Below are 23,156 nucleotides of genomic sequence, written 5' to 3' on the forward strand. Positions count from 1 at the left end.
CGCACCATGACTGATCGTGTGGTGGTGGCCGGAGCCGTCTTTGACCGGGGACGGCTGCTGGCCGCCCGTCGCAGCGCCCCGCCGGAGCTGGCGGGGCGATGGGAGCTGCCCGGCGGCAAGGTCGAGCCGGGGGAGAGCGGTGAGCAGGCCCTCGTGCGCGAGCTCCGGGAGGAGCTGGGCATCGAGACGGAGCCGGTGGAGCGCATTCCCGGCGAGTGGCCGCTCAAGCCCGGCTATGTGCTCCAGGTGTGGACGGCCCGGCTGGTCTCCGGCGTGCCCGCGCCGCTCCAGGACCACGACGAACTGCGCTGGCTCGGGCCGGGCGAGAGCGGCACGGTGGACTGGCTGGAACAGGACCTGCCCGCAGTGGCCGAAGCCGTGCGCCGGCAACCGGGCGGCGGGCACGGCTGACCGGATTATGCGGCCGGGCGGCGGGCACGGCCGGGCGGAGCACGCGGTCGGGCGGCGCACGTCGCAGGGTGGAGTGCCCGGGCCCGGATCTGTGCGCCCCCTCGTTACGCGTACAGCCGTTCGTGTGCGCGCCCCTACATCCGTACGCCCCACGTGTCGACACCGGTGGTATTTCGCCCTGTATTACGGGTATGTGGTGTTTAGTCCCCCGTACACAGGGCGTTCCCGTTGCTGGTCTTGGGAAGTGATCGGCGTGATCGATACCGAAGGCGACAGCGCCGAGTGGAGCTTTCCGGCTGTTCCCGGCGCCGTGCGCACGGCACGGCACGCCGTCCACGACGCGCTGCGCTGCTGGGGGCTCGACGCGGCCGTGGGAGATGTGGCGGTTCTGCTGGTCAGTGAGCTGGTGACCAACTCCATGCGGTACACGGCGGGCCCCATCGGGGTGCGGCTGGTGCGTCCCCGTCCCGACGGCGAAGGCCCCGCGGCCCACCCGGGACTGCTCGTGGAAGTCTCCGATCCGCTTCCGGATCCGCCTACCGAACGTATGGCTGGGCCCGATGACGAGGGCGGCAGAGGACTGCAGCTCGTGGCCTGTTCGGCCCGTCGTTGGGGGACCCGGCGCGGAAAGAGCGGCAAAACGGTGTGGTTCGAGCTGGCCCTGCCTGGTTAGGAGTGAGGTGGGACGAACAGCGATCACGTAAGGTCCGTCAAAATCTGGCCGAAACGGACTGAGACCGTGCTGTGATCGTGAACGCCGTGTCGGTCGGGGCCGTAGTGCTGAATACTGCGGGCAGGACCGGTCCGGTGTGTGAGCTGGAGGGGACGGTCGCGTGAGCGAAATACCTGGGACAACGGGCGATGTCGTGTGGCAGAGCAGTCCGCCTGGCTCGATCTACGACTACATCAAGGTCGCCTCCTTCTCGATCGGCCCCGATGGCCTGATCGAGCAGTGGAGCCGCCGGGCCGCCGGCCTCTTCGGCGTTGCCGCCCACGAGGCGGTGGGCAAGGACCCGGTCGAGGCCTTCATACCCGACGAACTGCGCCAGGACGGCCGCCGGCGGATCGGTGAGGTGCTCGACGGCAAGGAGTGGACGGGCCTCGTCCCCTTCCGGATGCCGGGCGAGGACGGTGTGCACGGGCTCGCCGAGATCTATGTGATGCCGAGCGAGACGGCGTCGGGCGAACGGGCCGCGGTCTGTATCGTCGTGGACGTCCGCGCGCTGCGTCTCATCGAGACGGACCTCGCGGCCTCGCAGGCGATTTTCGGTCAATCTCCTTTCGGCTTCGTGCTGTTCGGCATCGATCTTGCCGTGGTGCGGGCCAACCAGCGGTTCGCCACCGTCTTCGGCGGCCGGGCGGAGGACCACCGGGGCCGCACGGTCGACGACTACCTCACCGGCGTGGAGGCGGACCGGCTGACGGCCACGCTCGAACACGTCCTGGCCACCGGCGACTCCGTCACCGACCTCCAGCTCGTCGGCACGCTCCCCGGCGACACCGTCCGCCGCCACTGGTCGATGAACCTCTACCGCGTGCACAGCGGCTCGGGCCGCCCCGTCGGCATCGCGGGACTTGCCACCGATGTGACCCGGCGCCACATCGCCGCGCGTGAGGCGGCCAGCGCCCGGCGCAACCTCGCCCTGCTCAACGAAGCGAGCGCCCGCATCGGCAACTCCCTCGACCTGGAGACGACCGCCCGCGAACTCCTCGACGTCGCCGTGCCCGGCTTCTGCGACCTCGCCTCCGTCGACCTCTACCAGGCCCTGCTCACCGGTGAGGAGACGCCGCCGGGCACGGGGGGCTCCCTGCGCCGGGAAGCCGTCGGCGGCTCCGCCGAGCTGCGCCGCGTCGCCTTCGCCAGCGCCGTCTCGGACGTTCTGCCCGACACCGAGACCGACACCGGGACCGGGACCGACGCCGGCCTCGACAACGTCCTCGACGACGGCCCCGGTCCGGGCCCCGCCGAGCCCCGGACGGCCCGTGCGCCCGCACTCGGCGCCGTGCACCACTACTCCTTCGGCTCGCCCTGTGCCATCGCCCTGCGCACCGGCCATGTCGAGGACGTGCCGGGCGACGACCGCGGCTTCGTCCAGTCGACGCTCGCCGTGCCGCTGGTCGCCCACGACACCGTGGTCGGCCTCGTGCAGTTCTCCCGTACCAAGGGAAGCGAGCCCTTCGGCGAACGCGACCGCTCCCTGGCCTCCGAACTCGCGGCACGCGCCGCCGTCTGCATCGACAACGCCCGCCTCTACCGCCGCGAGCACGAGCGCGCGCTGATCCTCCAGCGCAGCCTGCTGCCACCCGGCGACCCCGAGGCCGCCGGGCTCGACATCGCCTGCCGGTATCTGCCCGGCAACACGGCGACCGAGGTGGGCGGCGACTGGTTCGACGTCATCGAGCTCCCCGGCCACCGCACCGCCCTCGTCGTCGGCGACGTGATGGGCCGCGGGCTGCGCGCCGCCGTGGCCATGGGCGAACTGCGCACCGCCGTGAGAACCCTGGCCCTCCTCGACCTGGAACCCGCCGAGGTGCTCTCCGCGCTCGACGAGGTCGCCCGGGGCCTCGGCACACCCGGCGCGGGCACCTCGTCCGACGCGGGCGGCGGCGCCCAGTGGCCCTCGCGGGCCGCCCACAAGTCACGCGAGGCGGACCTCTCCGAGGTCTATCTGGCGACGTGCGTCTACGTCGTCTACGACCCGGTCACCCGGCGCTGCACCTTCGCCAACGCCGGCCACCTGCCCCCCGTCGTCGTCGAGCCGGGCGAAGCGGCGCTGCTCCTCGACGTCCCGCCCGGCATGCCGCTCGGCGTCGGCGGCGAACCCTTCGAGGAGGTCGAGGTGGAGCTCAAGGAGGGCGCCCTGCTCGCCCTCTACACCGACGGCCTCGTCGAGTCCCGCGACCATCCGCTGGACGAGGGGCTCGAAGCGCTGCGCGGAGCCCTGGTCGAACCCGCCCGGCCCCTCGAGGACGTCTGCGACCACGTACTGAGCTCGCTCGACACCCGGCACGGCGAGGACGACATCGCCCTGCTGATGGCCCGCATCCAGGGGCTGCCGGCCGACGCCGTCGGCGACTGGCGACTGCCCCGCGAACCCCGCTCGGTCGGCCGCGCCCGGGAGCTGGCCCGCAGCCGGCTGATCGCCTGGGACCTCGACGACCTCGTGGACACCACCGAACTGCTGGTCAGTGAGCTCGTCACCAACGCACTGCGGTACGGCGAGGGCGAGATCCGGCTGCGACTGCTGCGCGACCGCACGCTCGTGTGCGAGGTGTGGGACGCGGGTCTCGTCCAGCCGCGGCGACGACGCGCACGCGACACGGACGAGGGCGGCCGCGGGCTTCAGCTGGTCGGACTGCTGAGCGCGGCCTGGGGGTCGCGCCGGACGCCACGCGGCAAGACCGTCTGGTTCGAACTGCCGCTGCCCGACGGCCGGCCGGCAGCCGAGCGCACGGTGGAGGAACTGCTCAGCATGTTCTGAGACCGGCCCGGCGGACCAGGGAAGCGGTCCGGGGAAGCGGTCCGGGGAAGCGGGTCCGGGCAGCGGGTCTCAGGAACTGGTCTTCAGCGCGGCGAGGCGGGCCTCCACCTCGGCGCTGTCGCCCAGCGTGTCCAACTGCTCGAACTGGGCGTCCAGGGACGACGCGGCGAGCTCCTGCTTGCCCAGCGCCTTCGCCTCCTCGCGCCGCACCTTGTCCTCGAACCGGCTCAGCTCGCTGGTCGGGTCGAGGACGTCGATGTTCTTGACGGAGTCCATCATCTGGTTCTGCGCCTGGGCGGACTTGGCACGGGCGACCAGTTCGTCCCGCTTGGCCTTCAGTTCCGACAGCTTCGTCTTCATCTGGTCCAGGCCGGACTTCAGCTTGTCGACCACCTCGGTCTGCGAGGCGATCGTGGGCTCCGCGGTCTTCGCCTCCTTCTCCGACTGGAGCTGGCGGCCGAGCGCGACCTTGGCCAGGTTGTCGAACTTGTCGGCTTCGGGGCCCGAGCCGCCCGCCCGCAGCTCGTCGGCCTTGCGGCTGGCGGCGAGCGCCTTCTCGCCCCACTCCTTGGCCGCCGCGACATCCTCGCGGTGGTCCTGCTCCATCAGGCGCAGATTGCCGATGGTGGCCGCCACGGCCTGTTCGGCCTCCGAGATGTTGGACGTGTAGTCACGGATCAGCTGGTCCAGCATCTTCTGCGGGTCCTCGGCCTGGTCGAGCAGGGCGTTGATGTTGGCCTTCGCCAACTGGGTGACGCGTCCGAGAACGGTCTGCTTGGTCATGGCACCTCTCCTGTGTGTCCGGTCCTGCTCTGCAACGTGATGGGTACGTGTGCGGGGCTCGCTCAGAAGCGGCCGCCACCGCCCCGCCGGCCGCGGGTGCCCCCGCCGCCGAAGCTGCCCGGGCTGCCGCCGCCGAAGCCGCCCCCGAAGCTCCCGCCCCCGCCCCCGAAGCCCCCGCCCCGGCCGCCACCCCCGCCCAGCAGTCCGCCGAGGATGATCCCGCCGAGGACCGCACCCCCCATGCCGCCGCCCGAGCCGCCCCCTCCCCGCATGCCGCCGCCCGGGCCGCCGTACGCGCGCACGTCCTGCTCCGCGAGGCTCCTCGCCTCCCCGGCCAGCGCGTCGGCACGCTGGGCCTCGGCCAGCGCGGCCTGCGGGGCGTCGGACCCGGCCAGCTCGCCGGCCCGCTCCAGCCGCCGCTGGGCCTCCGTCAGCCGGGTCCGGGCCTGACTGCCGACCGCACCCCGGTTGGTGGAGACGTAGTCGGCGGCGGCGCCGATCGCCGACCGCGCGGTGAGCATCGTCTGGTCGAGGAGGGAACGGGCCCGCTGGTTGCCCCGCTCCTGTTCGCGCGCACCGGCCAGCGCCTCGTCCAGCACCGCATCCGCCTCCTCCACCCGGCGCAGGGCGTCGATGGGGTCGTACGGACCCGCCTCGATCTCCTGCCGCACCTCGCGGGCCACGGACTGCGCGCGGGCGATCCGGCCGCGCAGGTCCGCGGTGGACACGCCCTCCGCCGTGCCCTCCAGCAGCCCGCCGGCGTCCGCCAGGTCCGTCTCCGTCTCGGTGAGCGCGGCCGGCAGCCTGGCCGCCGCCTCGCCGAGCTCCCGTGCGCGCCGGTCGATGCCGTCGACGAGCGTGGCCGCCTGGCCGATCGCGCCCTCGGTGGCCCGTACGTACACCGCGGCGGCGGAGTTGTCCCCGCTGTCGGCCGCCTGCCGGGCCTGATTGAGCGAGGACGTCGCGAAGACCAGCCGGTCCTTGGCCTGTTCGATTCCGTCCGCGACGGGGGCCGACGCCGAGTCCGCGTAAGTGCCGCGCATCGAGACGAGCGTGGTCTCGGCCGCGGAGACCCGGCCGGCGAGCGACCGGAACGCGCTCTCGGCCGCCGCCAGCGCCTGCGGGGCGTTGCGTTCGAGCTCCCGCAGCCGGTCGAAGTCCTCGGAGACCGCGTCCAGCCGTTCATCGGCGTCCGCGCAGCGGCTGATGATCTCGTCCAGCATCCGGCGGCGGGTGGCGTCGTCCTCGGGGAAGGCGTCGTCGAGCTGCTGACGCAGCCGGAAGGCGGCCGTCAGCTCGCCCTTGGCGTAGCCGACCGCCTCGGTGAAGGGCGCGGCGGCCTCCTCGCCGAACTGGGCCGTGGCGAAACCGAGTTCCTCGTCGCTCGTGCGGACGGCGTCGTCCGTGTCGACGAGCGTCCGCCTGGCCTGTGCGTCGAGTTCGGGCAGCGGGGTGGGCGGCGGCTCCGGTTCGCCCGGCCCGGCCCCGGCCGGACCCCAGCCCGTCGCGCCGGGCGTCGTACGGGTGGTGGCGCGCCTCCTGCGCCGGGTGTACGCGTACGCGGCGACGGCCGCGACGCCGCCGACGAGGACGATCGGCAGCACCAGGTCGCCGGTACTGGTTCCGCCGGATTTCCCCGTGCCGGGGTCGTCGGCGCCCGGGGTGAGCGTGGGGGTGGGGACGGGCGAACCGGCGAGGACGGCGGAGTACCCGTCGGCGGCGCCGATCGCGGCACCCGCCCAGTCGTTCTCCTTGAGCGCCGGCTCGATCGCGATGCTCGCCACGTCCCGGAGCTGTGCGTCGGTGAGGCGGGAGTCCTGGTCGACGGAGTACGCGTACTGCCGGTCGTGGGTGGCGACGGCCAGCAGCACGTCGTCGAGACCGAGCCCGTTGCGGTCGGCCGTCTCGTCGGCCCAGTCCTGGGCGGAGCGCCCGGAGAAGTCACGGACGTAGGTCACGAAGAGCTGGATGCGGCGCTGGTCGTAGAGCCGGTCGAGCGCCGTCACCACCTGGGCCTTACGGTCCCCGAGCGCACCGACCCTGTCGGTGATCTGCCCGTCCCGGGACAGGGTGACGGGGTCGTCGGCGCGCGCGGCCGGCGCGGGGGACAGGGCCAGCCAGCACACCGTGAACAGCACGGCGAGCAGGGCCCGGCCCGGTATGAGGATCCGGGTTCGGCTCACGGGCGGCATCACGTTTGTGAGGCTATGTCCGCCCCCGGTGGTCCGCGACCCGGCCCAGGCCCCGCACGGCCCGCGGGGGAACGGTCCGGGCACCTGGCGCGTCCTGCTGTTCGTACGGGCGCGGCGCGCCGCGGGACACGCCCCGCCGGTTCGTACAGCCGGAGTACACCGAGACCTGCAGGGGGCACGCACGTGCGTGGGCGAACGGGGCGGGCGTCCGCCGCGGTACGGAGCGGGGCGGCCCGGATGGTCAGCACCTGGCCGCGGCGGATCGCGCTGGGGCTGGTCCTGCTGATCGTGGTGCCGGTCCTCACCGCGGGCGTCGTCCTGCGCCTCAACTACACGGGTGATCCCGGTGAGGGCACCCGGACCCGGGGCCGCGACGCCATCTGGCTGGGGCACGCCTGGGTCGACGGCCGCAAGAAGGACGCCGACCTCGCCGCGTTCGCCGCCCGGATCAAGGGCACGGGCATCAAGGACCTGTACGTCCACGCGGGTCCGCTGGAGCACGACGGCACCCTCCCCGCCTCCCGGTACCCCCGGGCGCACTGGCTGATCGGCGCCGTGCACCGCACGATGCCCGGCATCCGCGTCCAGGCCTGGCTCGGCGACAGGCTCGCGTCCGAGGGGCCCGACGGGCTGCGGCTGGAGCGTGCCGCGTCGCGCGACGCGGTCGTGGGCTCGGCCCGGCAGGTCCTGGACGCCGGGTTCGACGGCGTGCACTTCGACCTGGAGCCGTTGCACTCCGGCGACGCGCACTATCTCTCGCTCCTGGACGACCTGAGCGCGCTCACCCGGGCCCGCGAGGTGCCGCTCTCCGTCGCCGCCCACCAGATCGACCCGCTGCCCGCCGCGCAGACCGTCCTCGGCGCGGTCACCGGCCGGGGCAAGTGGTGGTCGCAGAAGTACTTCGGGCAGGTCGCCCGCAGGGTCGACCAGATCGCCGTCATGTCGTACGACACCTGGATGCCGGCCGAGGGGCTGTTCGGCGGGTATGTCGCCGAACAGACGTCCCTGGCCCTCGAAGTGACGCCCCGCGACACCGATCTGCTGATGGGGCTGCCGTTCTTCCACGAGAACGACCTCGGCCACCACGCGTCCGCCGAGACGGTCGCGGCCGCGGTCCGTGGCACCAGACTGGGGCTGGGGCGCACGGACCGCGGCCGGGAACGGTTCGGGGTGGCGCTCTACGTGGACTTCGCCGCGCAGGACGGCGACTGGGCCGCGTACCGGGAGGGCTGGCACTGACCCGACGGCCCATCGCCGGCCGCGCGGATCAGATGCTGAAGCGCTCCTTGGCGAGCAGCGGCCGCACCCGGGAGCGGAACCCCCCGGTGCGGAACGGCCGCTGCAGCAGGCCGGGGCGGAGTGCCTGGGCCAGGGCCGCGGCGATCATCCCCTGGTCGAGGGCGAGCTGGTAGTCGCTGACCCGTCCGGTCGAGACGTTGACGGAGTCCCGGAACCCGTAGCCCTCGTGATAGGCGCCGAAATCGCGGTCGAGCGCCCGCAGGTTCGCCACCGCCTCGGCCGGTGCGTACGGCAGCGCGAGGAAGGAGGCGTGCGGGGTGACCACACCGTTGGTGAACGCCGACGCGGGAGGCAGCGGAGCACCGTCCGTCGTGTACGTACGGTCGGTGTTGGAGGCGTAGCCGTCGATCTGCATGCCGAGCGCGTCGACGCCGTACTCCTGGTAGCCGCCCTCGGGGATGTTGGCGGGCGAGAAGCCCCAGTACCCGTACTCCGCCTCCTGTGTGCCGTGCTCGATCTGGCCGCGCACATAGCGCCGGTGGGTCCTGCCCCACGACTGCGGCGACCACTCCGGCTCCGGTACGAACAGCGGAACCATCAGCGCCTCGAACATCGAGCCTCCCCAGGTGGGGACGATCTTGCGGCCGCGGTGCGTGTAGTGGCCCTGCCAGACGCGGATGCCGTCCATCGCCACGTAACTGCCCCGCGGCTCCTGCTCCTGGCCGTTGCCCGGGACCATGGTGCGCAACAGGTGCCAGTAGTGGTCGGGGGGCAGCGAGCCCTCCGCGATGCCGAGGTAACTGGCCATGCGCGGCTCGGTGTTGAGGGCTCCGTAGTGGTGGCCGGTGGGTTCCTCGGTGTCCGTCCAGAATCCGCCGCGCAACTGGCCGGGGCCGGCGACCGGGTCGGCCGGGTCGTAGGGCGTGTAGTAGTACGACCAGTCGGCTTCCGCCAGGAGGCGGGCGATGCGGGGGCGCAGCGCGGGAGCCGCGTCCGCGGCGATGCGCAGGCCGGTGATCAGCCAGGCGTTGTCGACGGACGAGAGGAACGGGCGGACCGGGTCGCCGGTGCCGGGCCACTCGGTCAGCACCGAACCGTCGTGGGCGTCGTACCAGTTGAGCCAGAATCCGTGATGGCGCTCCAGCCGTTCGACGGACCGGACGGTGAGATCCAGCCGTCGTCGCATCGTGGCGTCGCTGATCACGCCGAGTCCGGCGGCGGCGACGGTGGACCACAGACCGCAGCCGATGTTGGTGGGCGAGGTCTGGCGTGACGGGAGGGGGCCGCCCGGCGCGCTCATGTCGATCTTGTCGACGGCGAGACCGAGACCGGTCGTCATGGCCTCGATCGAGCGGTAGGTGTCGCGGAACCAGCGCAGCAGCAGCTGGTGGTCGGGGGCGCGGCCGAGCGGGGCGGCGCCCGCCGGGGGCGCGGTCACGGCTCCGAGGGGCAAGGCCGCGGCTGCGGTCCCGGCGGCGGTGAGAAACGTGCGACGGTCCATGAGGTCCAGCTCCCGGTGGCAGAAGGGGGATGCGGAGTTCCGTGGCGTGCTCGACGCGGCGCGGGCGCGCCCGCGCGGCCGGTTTCGGGTACGGCTGCCGGCACGGCCTGGGCTGGGGCCCCGGACCGCGCCAGTGGTGCGGTGAAGCGGAAGGTGCGGTACGGAAACCGGCGGATGTCAGGTTCCGCCGGCTTCCGTACGCGCGGGAGCCGTCAGGAGCTCCCGGTCGGGGGCCGGTCTCAGCCGGCGTCGCGCGGCAGCGCGCGGGTGCGGCCCATCTCGCCCAGCCAGACGGCGGACGGCTTCGGCAGCCGCTCGAACGTCTCCGGGTTCCAGCCGATGAGGCCGAAGGTGGGCTTGTAGGAGCCCCACTCGTAGTTGTCGAGCGCGCTCCAGGCCAGGTAGCCCTGGATGTTGAGGCCGTCCTCCAGCGCGGCGGCGACCTCGTTCAGCGCACCGGTGTAGTAGTCGATCCGGCGGCTGTCGACGTCGGTGGCGATGCCGTTCTCGGTGACGATCAGCGGCACGTCGTGGCCCACGACGTCGGCGGTGTGGCGCAGCGCGTAGCCGACCGCGGAGGGGTAGTACTCCCACTGTGTGAGGGTGCGCTCGACGTCGTCCGGGGTCGGGATCGGGCCGTCGGCGCCGATCTTCGTCCGGGTGTAGGACTGCACGCCGATCCAGTCGTCGCCGCGGGCGGCCTCGATGAAGACGTCCTCGCGGGGGTGACGGTAGGCCGCGGTGACCTCCTCGGCGCCGGGGAGGGCCTGGTAGACCTGGTTGGCGATGGTCCAGCCGACCTGGATGCCGGGGTTGATCGCCTTGACCTCCTTGACGGCCGCGTGGTGGGCGGCGATCACGGCGACGGTGGTCTCGTCGTCCGGGGTCGGCAGGCCGGCGGGCGGGAAGCCGATGTCGCCGCGCTTGGCCTGGCCCGCCATGACGGCGATCATGTTCGGCTCGTTGATGGTGCAGACGTGGCTGACGCCTTCGGCGATGACCGGTGCGCAGGCCGCGACGTAACGGGCGAACAGCTCGGTCGCGCCCTCGGCGGTGAAGCCGCCGCGGGCCTCGAACCACTGGGGCACGGTGAAGTGGTGCAGGGTGACCATGGGGCGCAGCCCGCGCTCGATGGCGCCCTCGACCATCCGGCGGTAGTGGGCGAGCTCGGCCCGGGAGAACCGGCCCTCGGCGGGCTCGATGCGGGCCCACTCGATGGAGAACCGGTAGTCGGTGAAGCCCAGTCCGGCCAGCACGTCCATGTCCTCGTGCCAGCGGTGGTAGCTGTCGCAGGCGTCCAGGCTGGGCTCCTGGATGTGGGTGCCCGCGGTGTGTTCCTTGACCCACCAGTCGCTGTTGGTGTTGTTGCCCTCGATCTGGTGGGCGGCCGTGGAGGCGCCCCACAGGAAGCCTTCGGGGAACGGGACCTGGGTGTGAGTCATCGCAAACTGTCTTTCTGGTGCGTGAAGGGGTGTGGCCGGGCGCGGGGTGTGGGGTGCGCGGCCTCGTACGTGTCGGTGGGGCGGGCGGGCTACTTCATGCCCGCCGTGGCGATGCCCTGGGTGAAGTGCCGCTGGAGCGCGATGAAGACGACCAGGACCGGCAGCACGATCAGGAAGGACCCGGCCATCAGCATGCCGTTGGAGCCACCCGCCTTGTTCGGGTCGGTGGCGAAGGTCGCGAGGGCGACCGGGAGGGTGTACTTGTCGGGGTCGTTGGTCGCGATGAGCGGCCAGACGAAGTTGTTCCAGGACCCCAGGAACGTGAAGATCGACAGCGTCGCCAGGGCGGGCTTCACCAGCGGCATCACGATCCGCCAGAAGATGTACCACTCCCCGGCGCCGTCCATCCGGGCCGCTTCCAGCAGCTCGTCCGGGATCGACTGCATGAACTGGCGCATCAGGAAGACCCCGAAGGCGCCCGCCGCGAACGGCAGCACCAGGCCGGCGTACGAGTCGATCAGGCCCATCTTGCTCATCAGCACGAAGAGCGGGAGGAGCATCAGGTTGCCGGGCACCATGAGGGCGCCGAGCACCAGACCGAAGATCTTGTTGCGGCCGGCGAACTTCAGCTTGGCCAGGGCGTACCCGAGCATCGAGCAGAACACCAGGTTCGAGACGGTGACCAGCACCGCCACGATCACCGAGTTCATGAAGTACAGCGGCAGGTCGAGCTTGTCGAGCAGGTCCCGGAAGTTGTCCAGGGTCCACTCGGTCGGGATCCAGACCGGCGGGCTCGCGGTCAGCTCGCTCGTCGTCTTGAACGCGGACAGGGCCATCCACAGGAACGGCGCCGACATGATCAGCAGGCCGAACGAGAGCAGGACGTAGACGAGGACCCGCTTCAGCGAACGCGGCCGCTTGCCGCCGCCCGGCTGCCCGTCTTCGCCGGGCTTCTTCGACGGCGCCGTCGAGACGGCGCCCGGTGCACTGGTGGCGCTCATTTCGTGTTGTCCTTCAGCAGTCGGAGCTGCAGCACCGTGATGCCCATGATCACTACGAAGAGGACATACGCCATGGCGCTCGCATAGCCCATGTGGAAGAAGTTGAAGCCCTCGCGGTACATGTTCAGCGAGACGGTGAGCGTCGAGTCCGAGGGACCGCCCTGCGTCATCACGAAGGGCTCCTCGAACACGTTGAGGTAGCCGATGGTGGTGATCACCGTGGCGTAGAGCAGGGTGGGCCGCAGCAGCGGCACCGTGATGCCCTTGAACTCCTGCCAGATGTTCGCGCCGTCCAGCCGCGCCGCCTCCCGCACCTCGGTGGGAATGGCCTGGAGACCGGCGATGAAGAGCACCATGACCGTGCCCAGGTTGCGCCATACCGCCATCGCGATCATCGACGGCATCGCGAGCGTCTCGGAGCCGAGGAAGTCCGGCGCGGTGAGGCCCACTTCGGAGAAGAGGCCCGCGACGAGGCCGTCGCTCGGATCGAGGACGAAGCGCCAGACGACGGCGACCGCGACGATGGTGGTGACGACCGGGGCGTAGAAGCCGACGCGGAAGAAGGTCCGGGCGCGGTCGATGCCGTTGTTCAGCAGGACGGCGACGACCAGTCCGAGGAGGATCGTCAGCGGGACGCCGACGACCACGAAGTACGCCGTGTTGAACAGCGACTTGAGGAACTTCTCGTCGCTGAACAGCTTGGTGTAGTTCTCGAAGCCGATGAAGTTCGCGTCCAGCGGGTGCGTCACGTTGCGCAGCCCGAAGTCCGTGAAGCTCATCACCAGCGTGGCGATGATCGGGACGGCCATGAAGACGAGGAAGAGCACGAGGAAGGGAGTGGAGAACAGCCAGCCGGCCATGTTCTGCACGCCCATCGAGGGCTTCCTGCGGCTTCGCGAACCCTTCGGCCCGGCGGCCGGGGACGTGGTCCCCGGCCCGGCCTGCACCTTGGCCGGCTGTGCGGCCTTTCCGGTCGTGGTGCTCATGGCTCCTACTTCACGAGGCCTTCGATCTCGGACTGCGCGGTCTTCAGCGCGTCCTCGGCGGACGCCTTGCCCTGGGTCACCTTCGCTATGGCCTGGTCGACCTTGTCGGTGATCTCGCTCAGGTTGGGCAGCGACGGGGAGGACTTGGCGGTGTCCATCTGCTTCTTGAAGATCTGCAGGTCTGCGTCGTCGGCGAGGGCGCCGGAGGTCCAGGCGGCGGTGTTCGCCGGCAGGTCCTTGGTGCGCTTGTACCAGTCGGCCTGGCCCTCGGTGTCCGTCAGGTACTTGATGAACCGGGTGGCCGCGGCCTTGTGCTCGCTGTCCTTGGAGATCACCAGGGAGGAGCCGCCGGCCATCGAGGTGGAGGACTTGTCGGCGGGGACCGCGGCCACCGCCCACTTGCCCTTGATCTGCGGCTGGCCCTCGTTCAGCAGGGTGACGTGCCAGGGACCGCCGAAGAACATCGGGACGCGGCCGTTGCCGAAGTCCTTCACGACGTCGTAGCCGGGCTGCACCGACTTGTTCGAGAGCCCCTTGTCGAAGTACGAGCCGTACTCCTTGAGCGCCTTGACGGCCTCGGGGCTGTCGATGACGGCCTCGCCCTTGTCGTTGACGATCTCGCCGCCGGCCGAGTAGAGGAAGGAGTAGAAGTTCTGCACCGTGTCGAGGCCGCTGGGCTGGATGGACAGGCCCCACTTGGTGTCCGCCTTCTTCTGGTAGGCGGTCGCGAGGGCCTGCATCTCCTTCCAGTCGGTCGGAGCCTTGGTGATGCCGGCCTTCTCGGCCAGGTCGGTGCGGTAGTACAGGACGCGGGTGTCGACGTACCACGGCACGCCGTACGCCTGGCCGTCCACCTCGCCCTGCTTCCAGCCGGCCGGGAAGAAGTCCTTCTTCTGGAAGGTCTTGGTGTCGACCGGCTCCAGCACACCGAGCTCGGAGAACTCGCCCATGTAGCTGCCGCCCATCTGCGCCACGTCCGGCATGGTGCCGGCGGCGGCCGCGGAGACGAGCTTCTGGTGGGCGACGTCCCAGCCCACCGGGGTCACCTTGACGGTGATGTTCGGGTTGGCCTTCTCGTACACCTTGGCCACGTCCGCGAGCTTCTCGCCCTCGGCCCCCATGGCCCAGACGGTGAGCGTCTGCTTCTTGTCCGCGGCGACGTCCTCGCCACCGGAGCTGCCGCACGCGGTCAGACCGAGGGCGAGCACGACTGCGACTCCGATGCCGGTGGAGGCGTTTCTGGCGGTGCGGGACATGGAGGGCTCCTCCTTGAGCAATCCGAATGTATGCGCTGCCTGTAAGCGCATACATCACTCTGCGGCAGAGATTCGGGAATCCGCAAGAGGGTGCTAGGTCACACTCGTGCAACGTGCCGGACATCTGAATGTTCAACTTGGAACGGTAAGCGGGGCCTTTGCGGAAAAGGTGAGGGTGTGACCGATTCCGCATGTTTGGTTCCGTGACCTGAGGCGGGTCCACGCCGTGAACCGGGCGGGAGCGGTGCGGTGAACCGAGCGGCATAGTGCCGGGAATCCTGCGGCGATAGTGTCGTGATCATGACTTCGTTCGCGCACGACTTCCCTTTCGATCCGGCCCACGGGCACACCCTCGACGACCTGATGACCGTGCCCGCGCCGCAGGCCCCCGACGACTTCGCGGACTTCTGGCGGGCCCGGTACGCGGCGGCCCGCGCGGTCGCGACGGACCCGGAGATCGGGCCGGTGGAGGAAGAGCGCGACGGCGTGCGGATCCACGGTGTGACCTACACCTCGGTGGGCGGGGTGCGCCTGGGCGGCTGGCTGGCCCTCCCGGTGGAGGAGTCGGAGCCGGTGCGCCACGGGTTCGTCATCGCGCACGGGTACGGGGGGCGCGAGGAGGCGGGGCCCGGCGTACCGCTGCCGCTGCCGTCGTCGGCCGCGATCCTGCCGTGCGTACGGGGGATGGGGGCGCGCGGTCTCGTGGCGGGCATCCCCGAGATCTCCGCCGGGCATGTGCTGCACGGCATCGAGTCACGCGACACGTACGTCATCGGCGACTGCGTGGCCGACCTGTGGTGTGCGGCGTCCGCGCTGGAGGAGCTGGTGCCGGAGCTCGCGGGAGCGGGCCGGATGGGCCTCCAGGGGGAGAGCTTCGGCGGCGGGCTCGGTGCGCTGGCCCTGCCGTGGGACGACCGCTTCGGGGCGGCGCAGCTGACGGTGCCCACGTTCGGGAACCACCCGCTGCGGCTCACGCTGCCGTGCACGGGGAGCGGGGAGTCGGTGCGCGGGTACCACCGCGAGCACCCCGAGGTCGTGGACGTGCTGCGGTACTTCGACGCGGCGACGGCCGCCGAGTTCGCGGAACGGCCGGCCCTGGTGGCCGCGGCGCTGTTCGACCCGTCCGTGCCGCCGCCGGGCCAGTTCGCCGTGTACAACGCGCTGGCGGGGGACCGGGAGCTGCTGGTGCTGCCGGCGGGGCACTTCGAGTACGAGGAGCTGGCGCAGGACGTGGCCGGGCTGGTGGAGGCGCGGCGCGCGTTCTTCGGGAAGTGGCTGGGCTGAGGTCTGTTCCGTCGTCCCCGGCGGACCGGCGCACGGCGTCGGACGCGGTGCGCCGCAGGGCGGCGGGGGCAAGTCCGTGCACGGGACGTAGACGGGCGTTGCGGCAGCGCGGCGAGGTGCCGCAGCTGTCGTCGTGCGCCCCGCCGGGGATGACGGGGCGGCCCCGAGGGCGCGGGCGGGACGGGTGCCGCTGAGGCACGGGCAGGGCCGGGCGCTGCCCCGCGACGCGGGCACGGGCGGGGCGGGTGGACCGCCCGCGCCCGCTCGCTCGCCCGCCCGTTCCTTCAGCCGCAGCCGCAGCTGGTCCGGCGGATCACCGAGACCGGCAGGGTGAGCGAGACCGGTTCGCGGCCGCTGTTGTTCAGCCGCTGGACCAGCAGCTCGACCGCCTGCTCGCCCAGCCGGCGGATCGGCTGGCGCACCGTCGTCAGCGGCGGCTGGACGATCCGGCCGAGCGGGATCCCGTCGAAGCCGGTCACCGCCATGTCCTGGGGCACCCGCACCCCTCGCCGGGCCAGGGCGCGCAGGGCGCCCACCGCCATCTGGTCGTTGGCGAAGAGCATCGCCTCGGGCCGCTCCCCGCCCCGGTCCAGCAGGGTCTCGGCCGCCTGGGCGCCCTCGGCCTGCTTCATCATCGTCGTCCGCAGGGCCGGCTGGTCCGGCACCGGGAGGCCGGCGTCCCGGCACGCCTCCTGGAAGCCGCGGAACCGGGCCTCCGCGTCCGGTGAATCGGTGTCGCCCCCCACGAAGGCCAGCCGGCGCAGGCCGTGGTCCTCGATCAGGTGGCGGGCGAGCTCGCGTTCGCCGTCGGCGTTGGCGACGACGATGTGGTCGAGGTGGTCGATCTCGCGCGGTCCGGCGAGCATCACCACCGGCAGCCGGCGCGATATCACTTCGAGGTCCTCGGTCGGCACGGTCTGTGCCAGGACGGCGAAACCGTCGACCCGCCCCGCGACCTTCGCGACCAGGCTCTCCGGGCCGCCCTCCAGCGATGCGGCGATCAGCAGCGCGTACCCGTGCCGCCGGGCCGCGCGTTCCATGCCGCGGATGATCTGGTCGGAGTAGAGCATCACCGCGTCGTCGGCGTCGCTGTCCGCCTCGGCGTCGGCCTCGGCGTCCGGGTCGGCGTAGTCCGGGAAGCACAGGCCGAGCACTCCGGTGGTGCGGCTCGCCAGCCCTCGCGCGTTGCCGCTCGGTACGTAACCGAGCTCGCGCGCCGCTTCGAGCACCCGCTCACGGGTCTGGGCGCGCACGGACTCGGGGGTGCGGTAGACCCGCGAAACCGTGGCGATGGAGACGCCCGACCGCTCCGCGACGTCGTAGACCGTTGGGGCGCTCACTCGACCGACCGTCCGCTTCTTCTTCCGTGCCGACACGTGTCGGCACCACCATCGACATACACGTTATGAAAGCGCATTCACCCTAGATCGCGGTCCGTGTGCGGGCAAGGCTATCCCGTGAGTCGACAGGCAACCTTGCAAGATGGCCTGTGCATCTTTTACGGTGGAGGTATGACAGACCCGTCCGGAACCACGCCCGCCGACCCGACCGCGGAGGAGGTGGCGAACCATCTCGCCGCCGTCGTCGGCAGGCTGCTGCGACGGCTGCGCTCCTCGTCCTCGGAGAGTCTGCTGACCCCGACCCAGCGCTCGGTGCTGGCCCGGCTGGAGGACGGCGGACCCGCCACCACGGCCGATCTGGCCCGCTCCGAGTTCGTGCGCCCCCAGTCCATGCGGCTGACCCTGGGCGCGCTGGAGGAACAGGGGCTCGTCGAGCGGGCGCCCGATCCGGTCGACGGGCGCAAGTCGGTGATGTCGGTCACGGACGCCGGCCGCACGACGCTGGCCGAGGTCCGGGCCGCCAAGCGCAACTGGCTCGCCGAGGCCGTCGCCGCCGAACTCGACGGGCCGCAGCGGCGCACCGTCGCCGAGGCCGCCGACCTCATCGAGCGCCTGGTCGGTTCATGACCGGGCGCGACGTGCTGCCCGTGGCGCCGGTCCTGGGGACCGGCCCGCGGGAGACGGCGCCCGCTCCCGGGTTCAGCGCGCGACTGACCGCCCCGCTGCTGCTCGGCTCGCTGCTCAATCCGCTCAACACCACCATGATCTCCACCGCGCTGGTGGCGATCGGGCACCACTTCGGCATCGGCGCAGCCGACACCGCCTGGCTGATCTCGGTCCTCTACCTCGCGAGCGCCGTCGCCCAGCCCGTCCTGGGGAAACTGGCCGACGTCCTCGGCCCCCGGCGCGTCTTCCTCGCCGGACTGGTCGTCGTCATCGCCTCCGGTCTGGTCGGCACGCTCGCGCAGAGCTTCGGCGAGCTGATCGTGTCCCGGCTGCTGCTCGGCATCGGTACGTCGGCCGCCTACCCGGCCGCCATGGCGGTCCTGCGCGACGAGTCGGCCCGGATCGGCCGGGTCACCCCGCGGCCCGTGCTGGCCCGGCTCTCCTTCGCCGCGCTCGGCAGCGCGGCCGTCGGTCCCACGCTCGGTGGGCTGCTGGTCATGGTCGTCGGCTGGCGCGGCATCTTCGCCGTCAACGTGCCCGTCGCCCTCATCGCGTTCGGAGCGGCACTGCTCTGGATCCCCGCCGACCCGCCGCGGGTGCGGGCCGCCGACGGCAGCACGCCCCGGCTCGGCCTGGACCCGCTCGGCATCGGCCTCTTCGCGACCGCGCTGACCGTGCTGGTCTTCTTCCTGCTCGACCTGGCCCACCCGATGTGGTGGCTGCTCGCGCCGTTCGCCGTGCTGACCGCCGCGCTGGTGCGGTGGCAGCTGCGCCGTCCCGAGCCCTTCATCGATCTGCGGATGCTGGCGGGAAACGCCGCGCTCTCCCGGACGTACCTGCGGCACGGGATCAGCTACCTGCTGATCTACGTCGTGATGTACGGGTACACGCAGTGGCTGGAGGAGGCCCGCGACTACTCGTCCGGGCACACCGGACTGCTGATGCTGCCGATGTCCGTCGCCGCGCTGGTCTGCTCGCTGCTCGGTGCCCGTACCAAGGGCATCCGGGGGCCGCTCGTCCTGGCCTGCGTGCTGCTCACCGCAGGCTCCGGGCTGCTGTTCCTCCTCAACGGGGACACCCCGGTCGCCGTCCTGCTGCTGGCCGGGGCCTGCTTCGGCATCCCGCAGGGGCTCATCGGCACGAGCAACCAGGCGGCCGTCCAGGCCTACGCCCCGCCCGAGTCCATCGGCTCCGCGGCGGGCCTCCAGCGCACCGCCCAGTACATAGGGGCCATCACCGCCTCCAGCCTCATCGCACTCGCGTACGGGGCGTCGGCCGGTGACCACGGCCTCCACCTGATGGCCGGCGTGGCCGCCGTACTGGGCGTGCTGCTCATCGTCCTCACCGTCACCGACCGCGCCCTGCGCGGCCGTACCTGAACCCTCCCGAGCACCACTACGCAAGGAGCATCACCATGACCGCCACCACCCTCGACCCGAACACCGCGCTGGTCGTCGTCGACCTCCAGAAGGGCATCGTCGGCCTGCCGACCGCCCACCTCGCGGCCGAGGTCGTCGCCCGCGCCGCGACCCTCGCCGACGCCTTCCGGGCCAAGGGCCTCCCGGTCGTCCTGGTCCGTGTCACCGGCGGGGCCCCCGGCCGCACCGAGGGCCCCGCCCGGTCCGGGCAGCCGGCCGCCGACTGGGCCGAGATCGTCCCCGAACTCGGCCCGCACGACAGCGACATCGTCGTCACCAAGCAGCAGTGGGGCGCCTTCTACGGCACCGACCTCGACCTCCAGCTGCGCCGTCGCGGCGTCACCCAGGTCGTGGTGGCCGGGATCGCGACGAGCATCGGCGTCGAGTCCACCGCCCGCGCGGCGCACGAGCACGGCTACCACGTCACCGTCGCCACGGACGCGGTGACCGACATGGGCGCCGAGGCCCACGACAACAGCGTCGAGCGGATCTTCCCCCGCCTCGGCGAGACGGACACCACGGACGCGATCATCAAGCTGCTGGGCTGAGCACCGGCCGCGGCGGCCCGGCCGGGCCGCCGCGGCCGTGGCCCCTCAGGACGAGGGGTCGCGCCGCCGGATCTTGTTCCCCAGCCACACCAGCGGGTCGTACTTGCGGTCCACGGCCCGCTCCTTCAGCGGGATCAGCGCGTTGTCGGTGATCTTGATGTGTTCGGGGCACACCTCCGTACAGCACTTCGTGATGTTGCAGAGGCCGAGCCCGTGCTCCTCCTGCGCCGTCGCCTTCCGGTCGAGACCGGACTCGGCGGCGGCGTCCAGGGGGTGCATGTCCAGCTCGGCGACCCGCATCAGGAAGCGTGGCCCGGCGAAGGCCGCCTTGTTCTCCTCGTGGTCGCGCACCACATGGCAGGTGTCCTGGCACAGGAAGCACTCGATGCACTTGCGGAACTCCTGCGAGCGGTCCACATCGACCTGCTGCATCCGGTAGTCGCCCGCCTTCACCCCCTCCGGAGGGACGAAGGCGGGGATCTCGCGCGCCTTGGTGTAGTTGAACGACACGTCCGTCACCAGGTCGCGCACCACGGGGAAGGCCCGCAGCGGGGTGACCGTGATCGTCTCCTCGCGGCCGAAGACCGACATCCGCGTCATGCACAGCAGCCGCGGCCGTCCGTTGATCTCCGCGCTGCACGAACCGCACTTTCCCGCCTTGCAGTTCCAGCGCACCGCCAGATCGCCCGCCTGAGTGGCCTGGATGCGGTGGATGATGTCGAGGACGACCTCGCCGTCGTTGACCTCGACCTCGAAGTCCTCCAGACCGCCGCCCCCGGTGTCCCCGCGCCACACCCTGAACCGTGCGTCGTAGCTGCTCATTCGTAGAGCTCCTCATCGGCGAGGTACTTGACCAGCTCCTCCTTCTCGAAGAGGGAGAGCAGATCCGGACGGATGGGTTCGGTCACCTCGCGCACGAGGCCGATCCGGCCGCTCGCGGCGCCCGGCTCGTCCACCGGCCGGCACAGGAGATTGACCGGGCGCCAGAAGCGCTCCATCCCCGGGCAGTCCTCGCGGGTGTGGCCGCCGCGGCTCTCGGTGCGCTCCAGGGCCGCCCGTGCGATGCACTCGCTGACCAGCAGCATGTTCCGCAGGTCCAGGGCGAGGTGCCAGCCGGGGTTGAACTGCCGGTGCCCCTCCACCCCGGCCCGCCCGGCCCGCTCGCGCAGCCCGGCCAGCTTCTCCAGGGCCTGCTCCATCTCGGGGGCGCGGCGGATGATGCCGACGAGGTCGTTCATCGTCTGCTGGAGTTCCTGGTGCAGGGTGTACGGGTTCTCCGCCGGCGTGCCTTCGGCGAGGTCCTCCGCGCTGAACGGACGCAGCGCCTCCGCGGCGGCGGCGTCGATCTGCGCCCCGTCCACCACCGGCGGAGCGTCGGCGGACGCCGCGTACCCGGCCGCGTGCAGTCCCGCCCGCCGGCCGAAGACCAGCAGGTCGGAGAGGGAGTTCCCGCCGAGCCGGTTGGAGCCGTGCATGCCGCCGGCGACCTCGCCGGCCGCGAAGAGCCCCGGCACGTCGAGGGCCGCCGCGGTGTCGGAGTCGACGGCTATGCCGCCCATCACGTAGTGGCAGGTCGGGCCGACCTCCATCGCCTCGGCGGTGATGTCGACGTCCGCCAGCTCCTTGAACTGGTGGTACATCGACGGCAGCCGGCGCCTGATCCGCTCCGCGTCCATCCGGGTCGACACATCCAGGAACACCCCGCCGTGCGGCGATCCGCGCCCGGCCTTCACCTCGGAGTTGATGGCGCGGGCGACCTCGTCGCGCGGCAGCAGCTCGGGCGGGCGGCGGTTGTGGTCCGGATCCTCGTACCAGCGGTCGCCCTCCTCCTCCGACTGCGCGTACTTCTCCTTGAAGACGTCGGGCACGTAGTCGAACATGAACCGCTTGCCCTCGGAGTTGCGCAGCACCCCGCCGTCGCCGCGCACCGACTCGGTGACGAGGATGCCCTTGACCGAGGGCGGCCAGACCATGCCGGTCGGGTGGAACTGCACGAACTCCATGTTCAGCAGGGGCGCGCCCGCCAGCAGGGCCAGCGCGTGGCCGTCGCCGGTGTACTCCCAGGAGTTCGACGTCACCTTGAAGGACTTGCCGATGCCGCCGGTGGCGAGGACGACCGCGGGTGCCTCCAGCACGAAGAACCGGCCGGTCTCGCGCTCGTAGCAGAAGGTCCCGGAGACACGGGCCCCGTCCTTCAGGACGCGCGTCACGGTGCATTCCTGGAAGACCTTCAACCGCGCCTCGGGATCACCGAACTCGCGCGCGTCCTCCTGCTGGAGCGAGACGATCTTCTGCTGGAGGGTGCGGATCAGTTCGAGGCCGGTACGGTCCCCGACGTGCGCCAGGCGCGGATACTCGTGGCCGCCGAAGTTGCGCTGGGAGATCTTCCCCTCGGGAGTGCGGTCGAAGAGGGCGCCCCAGGTCTCCAGCTCCCAGACCCGGTCCGGCGCCTCCTTGGCGTGCAGCTCCGCCATCCGCCACTGGTTGAGGAACTTCCCGCCGCGCATGGTGTCGCGGAAGTGCACCTGCCAGTTGTCCCCGGCGTTCACATTGCCCATGGAGGCGGCGATCCCGCCTTCCGCCATGACCGTGTGCGCCTTGCCGAAGAGCGATTTGCAGATGACGGCCGTACGGGCCCCGCGCTCGCGGGCCTCGATCGCGGCGCGCAGCCCGGCGCCTCCGGCACCGACCACGACGACGTCCCACTGCTGTCGTTCGAGCTCAGTCATTCAGAAAAACCTCGGATCGTCGAAGGCGCCGGAGGCGACCAGGTACACGTAGAAGTCGCACGCCGCCACGCTGATCAGCGAGGCCCAGGCGAGCAGCATGTGACGGGCGTTGAGCCGTCCCACCCAGCCCCACAGCCGGTAGCGCACGGGGTGCTCGGAGAAGTGCCGCAGCCGGCCGCCGATGATGTGCCGGCAGGAGTGGCAGGACAGGGTGTACGCCCAGATCAGGACGATGTTGACCAGGAAGATCAGCGAGCCGAGACCCATGTGGCCCCAGGCGTAGTGCTCGTCGCGGAAGGTGAGCACGGTGTCGTACGTGAGGATCCCGGCGACCGGCACCGCCGCGTAGAAGGCGTACCGGTGGATGTTCTGCATGATCAGCGGGAAGCGGGTCTCGCCGCTGTACTTCCGGTGCGGTTCGGCGACCGCGCAGGCCGGCGGCGAGGCCCAGAAGCCCCGGTAGTAGGCCTTGCGGTAGTAGTAGCAGGTCAGCCGGAAGCCGAGCGGGAAGACCAGGATCAGCAGGGCGGGGGAAAGGCCCCACCAGCTGCCGAAGAGGTCCCAGTTCGGGCCGTGCCGCATGGGGGCGCAGTTGTCCGCCAGACAGGGCGAGTAGAACGGGGAGACGTAGGGGGCGGCGTAGTAGTCCGCGTTCGAGAACGCCCGCCACGTCGAGTAGACGATGAAGGCGAGCAGCCCGCCCGCCGTCACGGCGGGCGCCAGCCACCAGCGGTCGGTCCGCAGATGGCGGGCGGCGATGGCGGCCCGCGTGGGGTGGTGCACACCGCGCGGCTGGCCCGCCGGTGGCTTCGCAGCGGGAGCCGTGCCTGGATCATTGCTTGAATCCGTGCCTGTTTCCGTACCGGTGGCCAAGGAGA

Annotated in this window: 19 protein-coding genes; 8 read left to right on the plus strand and 11 right to left on the minus strand. The window is 71.5% G+C overall.

What is annotated here, in order from left to right; genetic code table 11:
- Nucleotides 1-6 precede the first annotated feature (6 nt).
- From ACGFZA_RS03225 to ACGFZA_RS03235, 3 genes are all read left to right on the plus strand, one after another.
- Nucleotides 7-411, plus strand: coding sequence for a (deoxy)nucleoside triphosphate pyrophosphohydrolase (locus ACGFZA_RS03225; RefSeq protein ID WP_393676804.1), 405 nt, complete (start codon nt 7-9; stop codon nt 409-411).
- Between the two features lie 244 nt (nt 412-655).
- On the plus strand, nt 656-1,084 hold the full coding sequence (locus tag ACGFZA_RS03230; protein ID WP_393676806.1) for an ATP-binding protein: 429 nt from the start codon (nt 656-658) through the stop codon (nt 1,082-1,084).
- Nucleotides 1,085-1,277: 193 nt separating this feature from the next.
- Nucleotides 1,278-3,893 (plus strand): SpoIIE family protein phosphatase, encoded by a 2,616-nt coding sequence (locus ACGFZA_RS03235; RefSeq protein WP_393677619.1) that lies wholly within the window; start codon nt 1,278-1,280, stop codon nt 3,891-3,893.
- Nucleotides 3,894-3,962: 69 nt separating this feature from the next.
- Here the strand turns inward: ACGFZA_RS03235 and ACGFZA_RS03240 are convergent, their stop codons facing one another.
- Both ACGFZA_RS03240 and ACGFZA_RS03245 read right to left on the minus strand, forming a co-directional pair.
- Entirely contained in the window at nt 3,963-4,676 is a 714-nt protein-coding gene (locus tag ACGFZA_RS03240; RefSeq protein WP_393676808.1) for a PspA/IM30 family protein, read from the minus strand.
- 62 nt (nt 4,677-4,738) lie between these two features.
- Nucleotides 4,739-6,859: a TPM domain-containing protein gene (locus tag ACGFZA_RS03245; RefSeq protein ID WP_393676810.1), complete on the minus strand. Its 2,121-nt coding sequence runs from the start codon at nt 6,857-6,859 to the stop codon at nt 4,739-4,741.
- Between the two features lie 246 nt (nt 6,860-7,105).
- On the opposite strand from ACGFZA_RS03245, the gene ACGFZA_RS03250 reads away from it, so the two are divergent.
- A complete protein-coding gene (locus ACGFZA_RS03250; protein WP_385275741.1) occupies nt 7,106-8,107 on the plus strand; it encodes a hypothetical protein in 1,002 nt (333 codons plus the stop codon).
- A gap of 28 nt (nt 8,108-8,135) precedes the next feature.
- Here the strand turns inward: ACGFZA_RS03250 and ACGFZA_RS03255 are convergent, their stop codons facing one another.
- From ACGFZA_RS03255 to ACGFZA_RS03275, 5 genes are all read right to left on the minus strand, one after another.
- Nucleotides 8,136-9,608: a glucoamylase family protein gene (locus ACGFZA_RS03255; protein WP_393676812.1), complete on the minus strand. Its 1,473-nt coding sequence runs from the start codon at nt 9,606-9,608 to the stop codon at nt 8,136-8,138.
- 239 nt (nt 9,609-9,847) lie between these two features.
- A complete protein-coding gene (locus ACGFZA_RS03260; protein WP_393676814.1) occupies nt 9,848-11,050 on the minus strand; it encodes a glycoside hydrolase family 1 protein in 1,203 nt (400 codons plus the stop codon).
- 89 nt (nt 11,051-11,139) lie between these two features.
- Nucleotides 11,140-12,051: a carbohydrate ABC transporter permease gene (locus ACGFZA_RS03265; protein WP_385275732.1), complete on the minus strand. Its 912-nt coding sequence runs from the start codon at nt 12,049-12,051 to the stop codon at nt 11,140-11,142.
- Nucleotides 12,048-13,037 carry a carbohydrate ABC transporter permease gene (locus ACGFZA_RS03270; RefSeq protein WP_385275729.1) on the minus strand — a complete coding sequence of 330 codons (990 nt, stop codon included), beginning with the start codon at nt 13,035-13,037 and terminating at the stop codon, nt 12,048-12,050. Before ACGFZA_RS03270 ends, ACGFZA_RS03265 begins: the two co-directional genes overlap by 4 nt.
- A 5-nt stretch (nt 13,038-13,042) precedes the next feature.
- Nucleotides 13,043-14,293, minus strand: coding sequence for a sugar ABC transporter substrate-binding protein (locus ACGFZA_RS03275; protein WP_385275726.1), 1,251 nt, complete (start codon nt 14,291-14,293; stop codon nt 13,043-13,045).
- A gap of 300 nt (nt 14,294-14,593) precedes the next feature.
- On the opposite strand from ACGFZA_RS03275, the gene ACGFZA_RS03280 reads away from it, so the two are divergent.
- Nucleotides 14,594-15,577, plus strand: a complete 984-nt coding sequence (locus tag ACGFZA_RS03280; RefSeq protein ID WP_393676817.1) for an acetylxylan esterase — start codon at nt 14,594-14,596, stop codon at nt 15,575-15,577.
- Between the two features lie 284 nt (nt 15,578-15,861).
- On the opposite strand, the gene ACGFZA_RS03285 is transcribed toward ACGFZA_RS03280, so the two are convergent.
- Nucleotides 15,862-16,917, minus strand: a complete 1,056-nt coding sequence (locus ACGFZA_RS03285) for a LacI family DNA-binding transcriptional regulator (protein ID WP_393676819.1) — start codon at nt 16,915-16,917, stop codon at nt 15,862-15,864.
- Between the two features lie 171 nt (nt 16,918-17,088).
- Here ACGFZA_RS03285 and ACGFZA_RS03290 point away from each other — a divergent pair, with 171 nt between their 5' ends.
- From ACGFZA_RS03290 to ACGFZA_RS03300, 3 genes are read left to right on the plus strand one after another with little or no spacing between them, the layout of a single operon-like run.
- Complete coding sequence (locus ACGFZA_RS03290) at nt 17,089-17,544, plus strand: MarR family winged helix-turn-helix transcriptional regulator (RefSeq protein WP_385275717.1); 456 nt, start codon at nt 17,089-17,091, stop codon at nt 17,542-17,544.
- Nucleotides 17,541-18,962, plus strand: a complete 1,422-nt coding sequence (locus tag ACGFZA_RS03295) for an MFS transporter (RefSeq protein ID WP_393676821.1) — start codon at nt 17,541-17,543, stop codon at nt 18,960-18,962. Before ACGFZA_RS03290 ends, ACGFZA_RS03295 begins: the two co-directional genes overlap by 4 nt.
- Nucleotides 18,963-18,997: 35 nt before the next feature.
- Nucleotides 18,998-19,549 (plus strand): isochorismatase family protein, encoded by a 552-nt coding sequence (locus ACGFZA_RS03300; protein ID WP_393676823.1) that lies wholly within the window; start codon nt 18,998-19,000, stop codon nt 19,547-19,549.
- Nucleotides 19,550-19,594: 45 nt separating this feature from the next.
- Here ACGFZA_RS03300 and ACGFZA_RS03305 read toward each other — a convergent pair whose 3' ends face one another.
- From ACGFZA_RS03305 to ACGFZA_RS03315, 3 genes are read right to left on the minus strand one after another with little or no spacing between them, the layout of a single operon-like run.
- The gene (locus tag ACGFZA_RS03305; RefSeq protein ID WP_385275708.1) at nt 19,595-20,371 is read right to left on the minus strand and encodes a succinate dehydrogenase/fumarate reductase iron-sulfur subunit; all 777 of its coding nucleotides are present in this window, start codon (nt 20,369-20,371) and stop codon (nt 19,595-19,597) included.
- Nucleotides 20,368-22,278: a fumarate reductase/succinate dehydrogenase flavoprotein subunit gene (locus tag ACGFZA_RS03310; protein WP_393676825.1), complete on the minus strand. Its 1,911-nt coding sequence runs from the start codon at nt 22,276-22,278 to the stop codon at nt 20,368-20,370. The genes ACGFZA_RS03305 and ACGFZA_RS03310 overlap by 4 nt, the downstream gene beginning before the upstream one ends.
- Nucleotides 22,279-23,151, minus strand: a complete 873-nt coding sequence (locus ACGFZA_RS03315) for a hypothetical protein (RefSeq protein ID WP_393676827.1) — start codon at nt 23,149-23,151, stop codon at nt 22,279-22,281.
- Between the last annotated feature and the right edge of the window lie 5 nt (nt 23,152-23,156).

The sequence above is a fragment of the Streptomyces sp. NPDC048211 genome, from assembly GCF_043202315.1.
Lineage (GTDB): Bacteria > Actinomycetota > Actinomycetes > Streptomycetales > Streptomycetaceae > Streptomyces.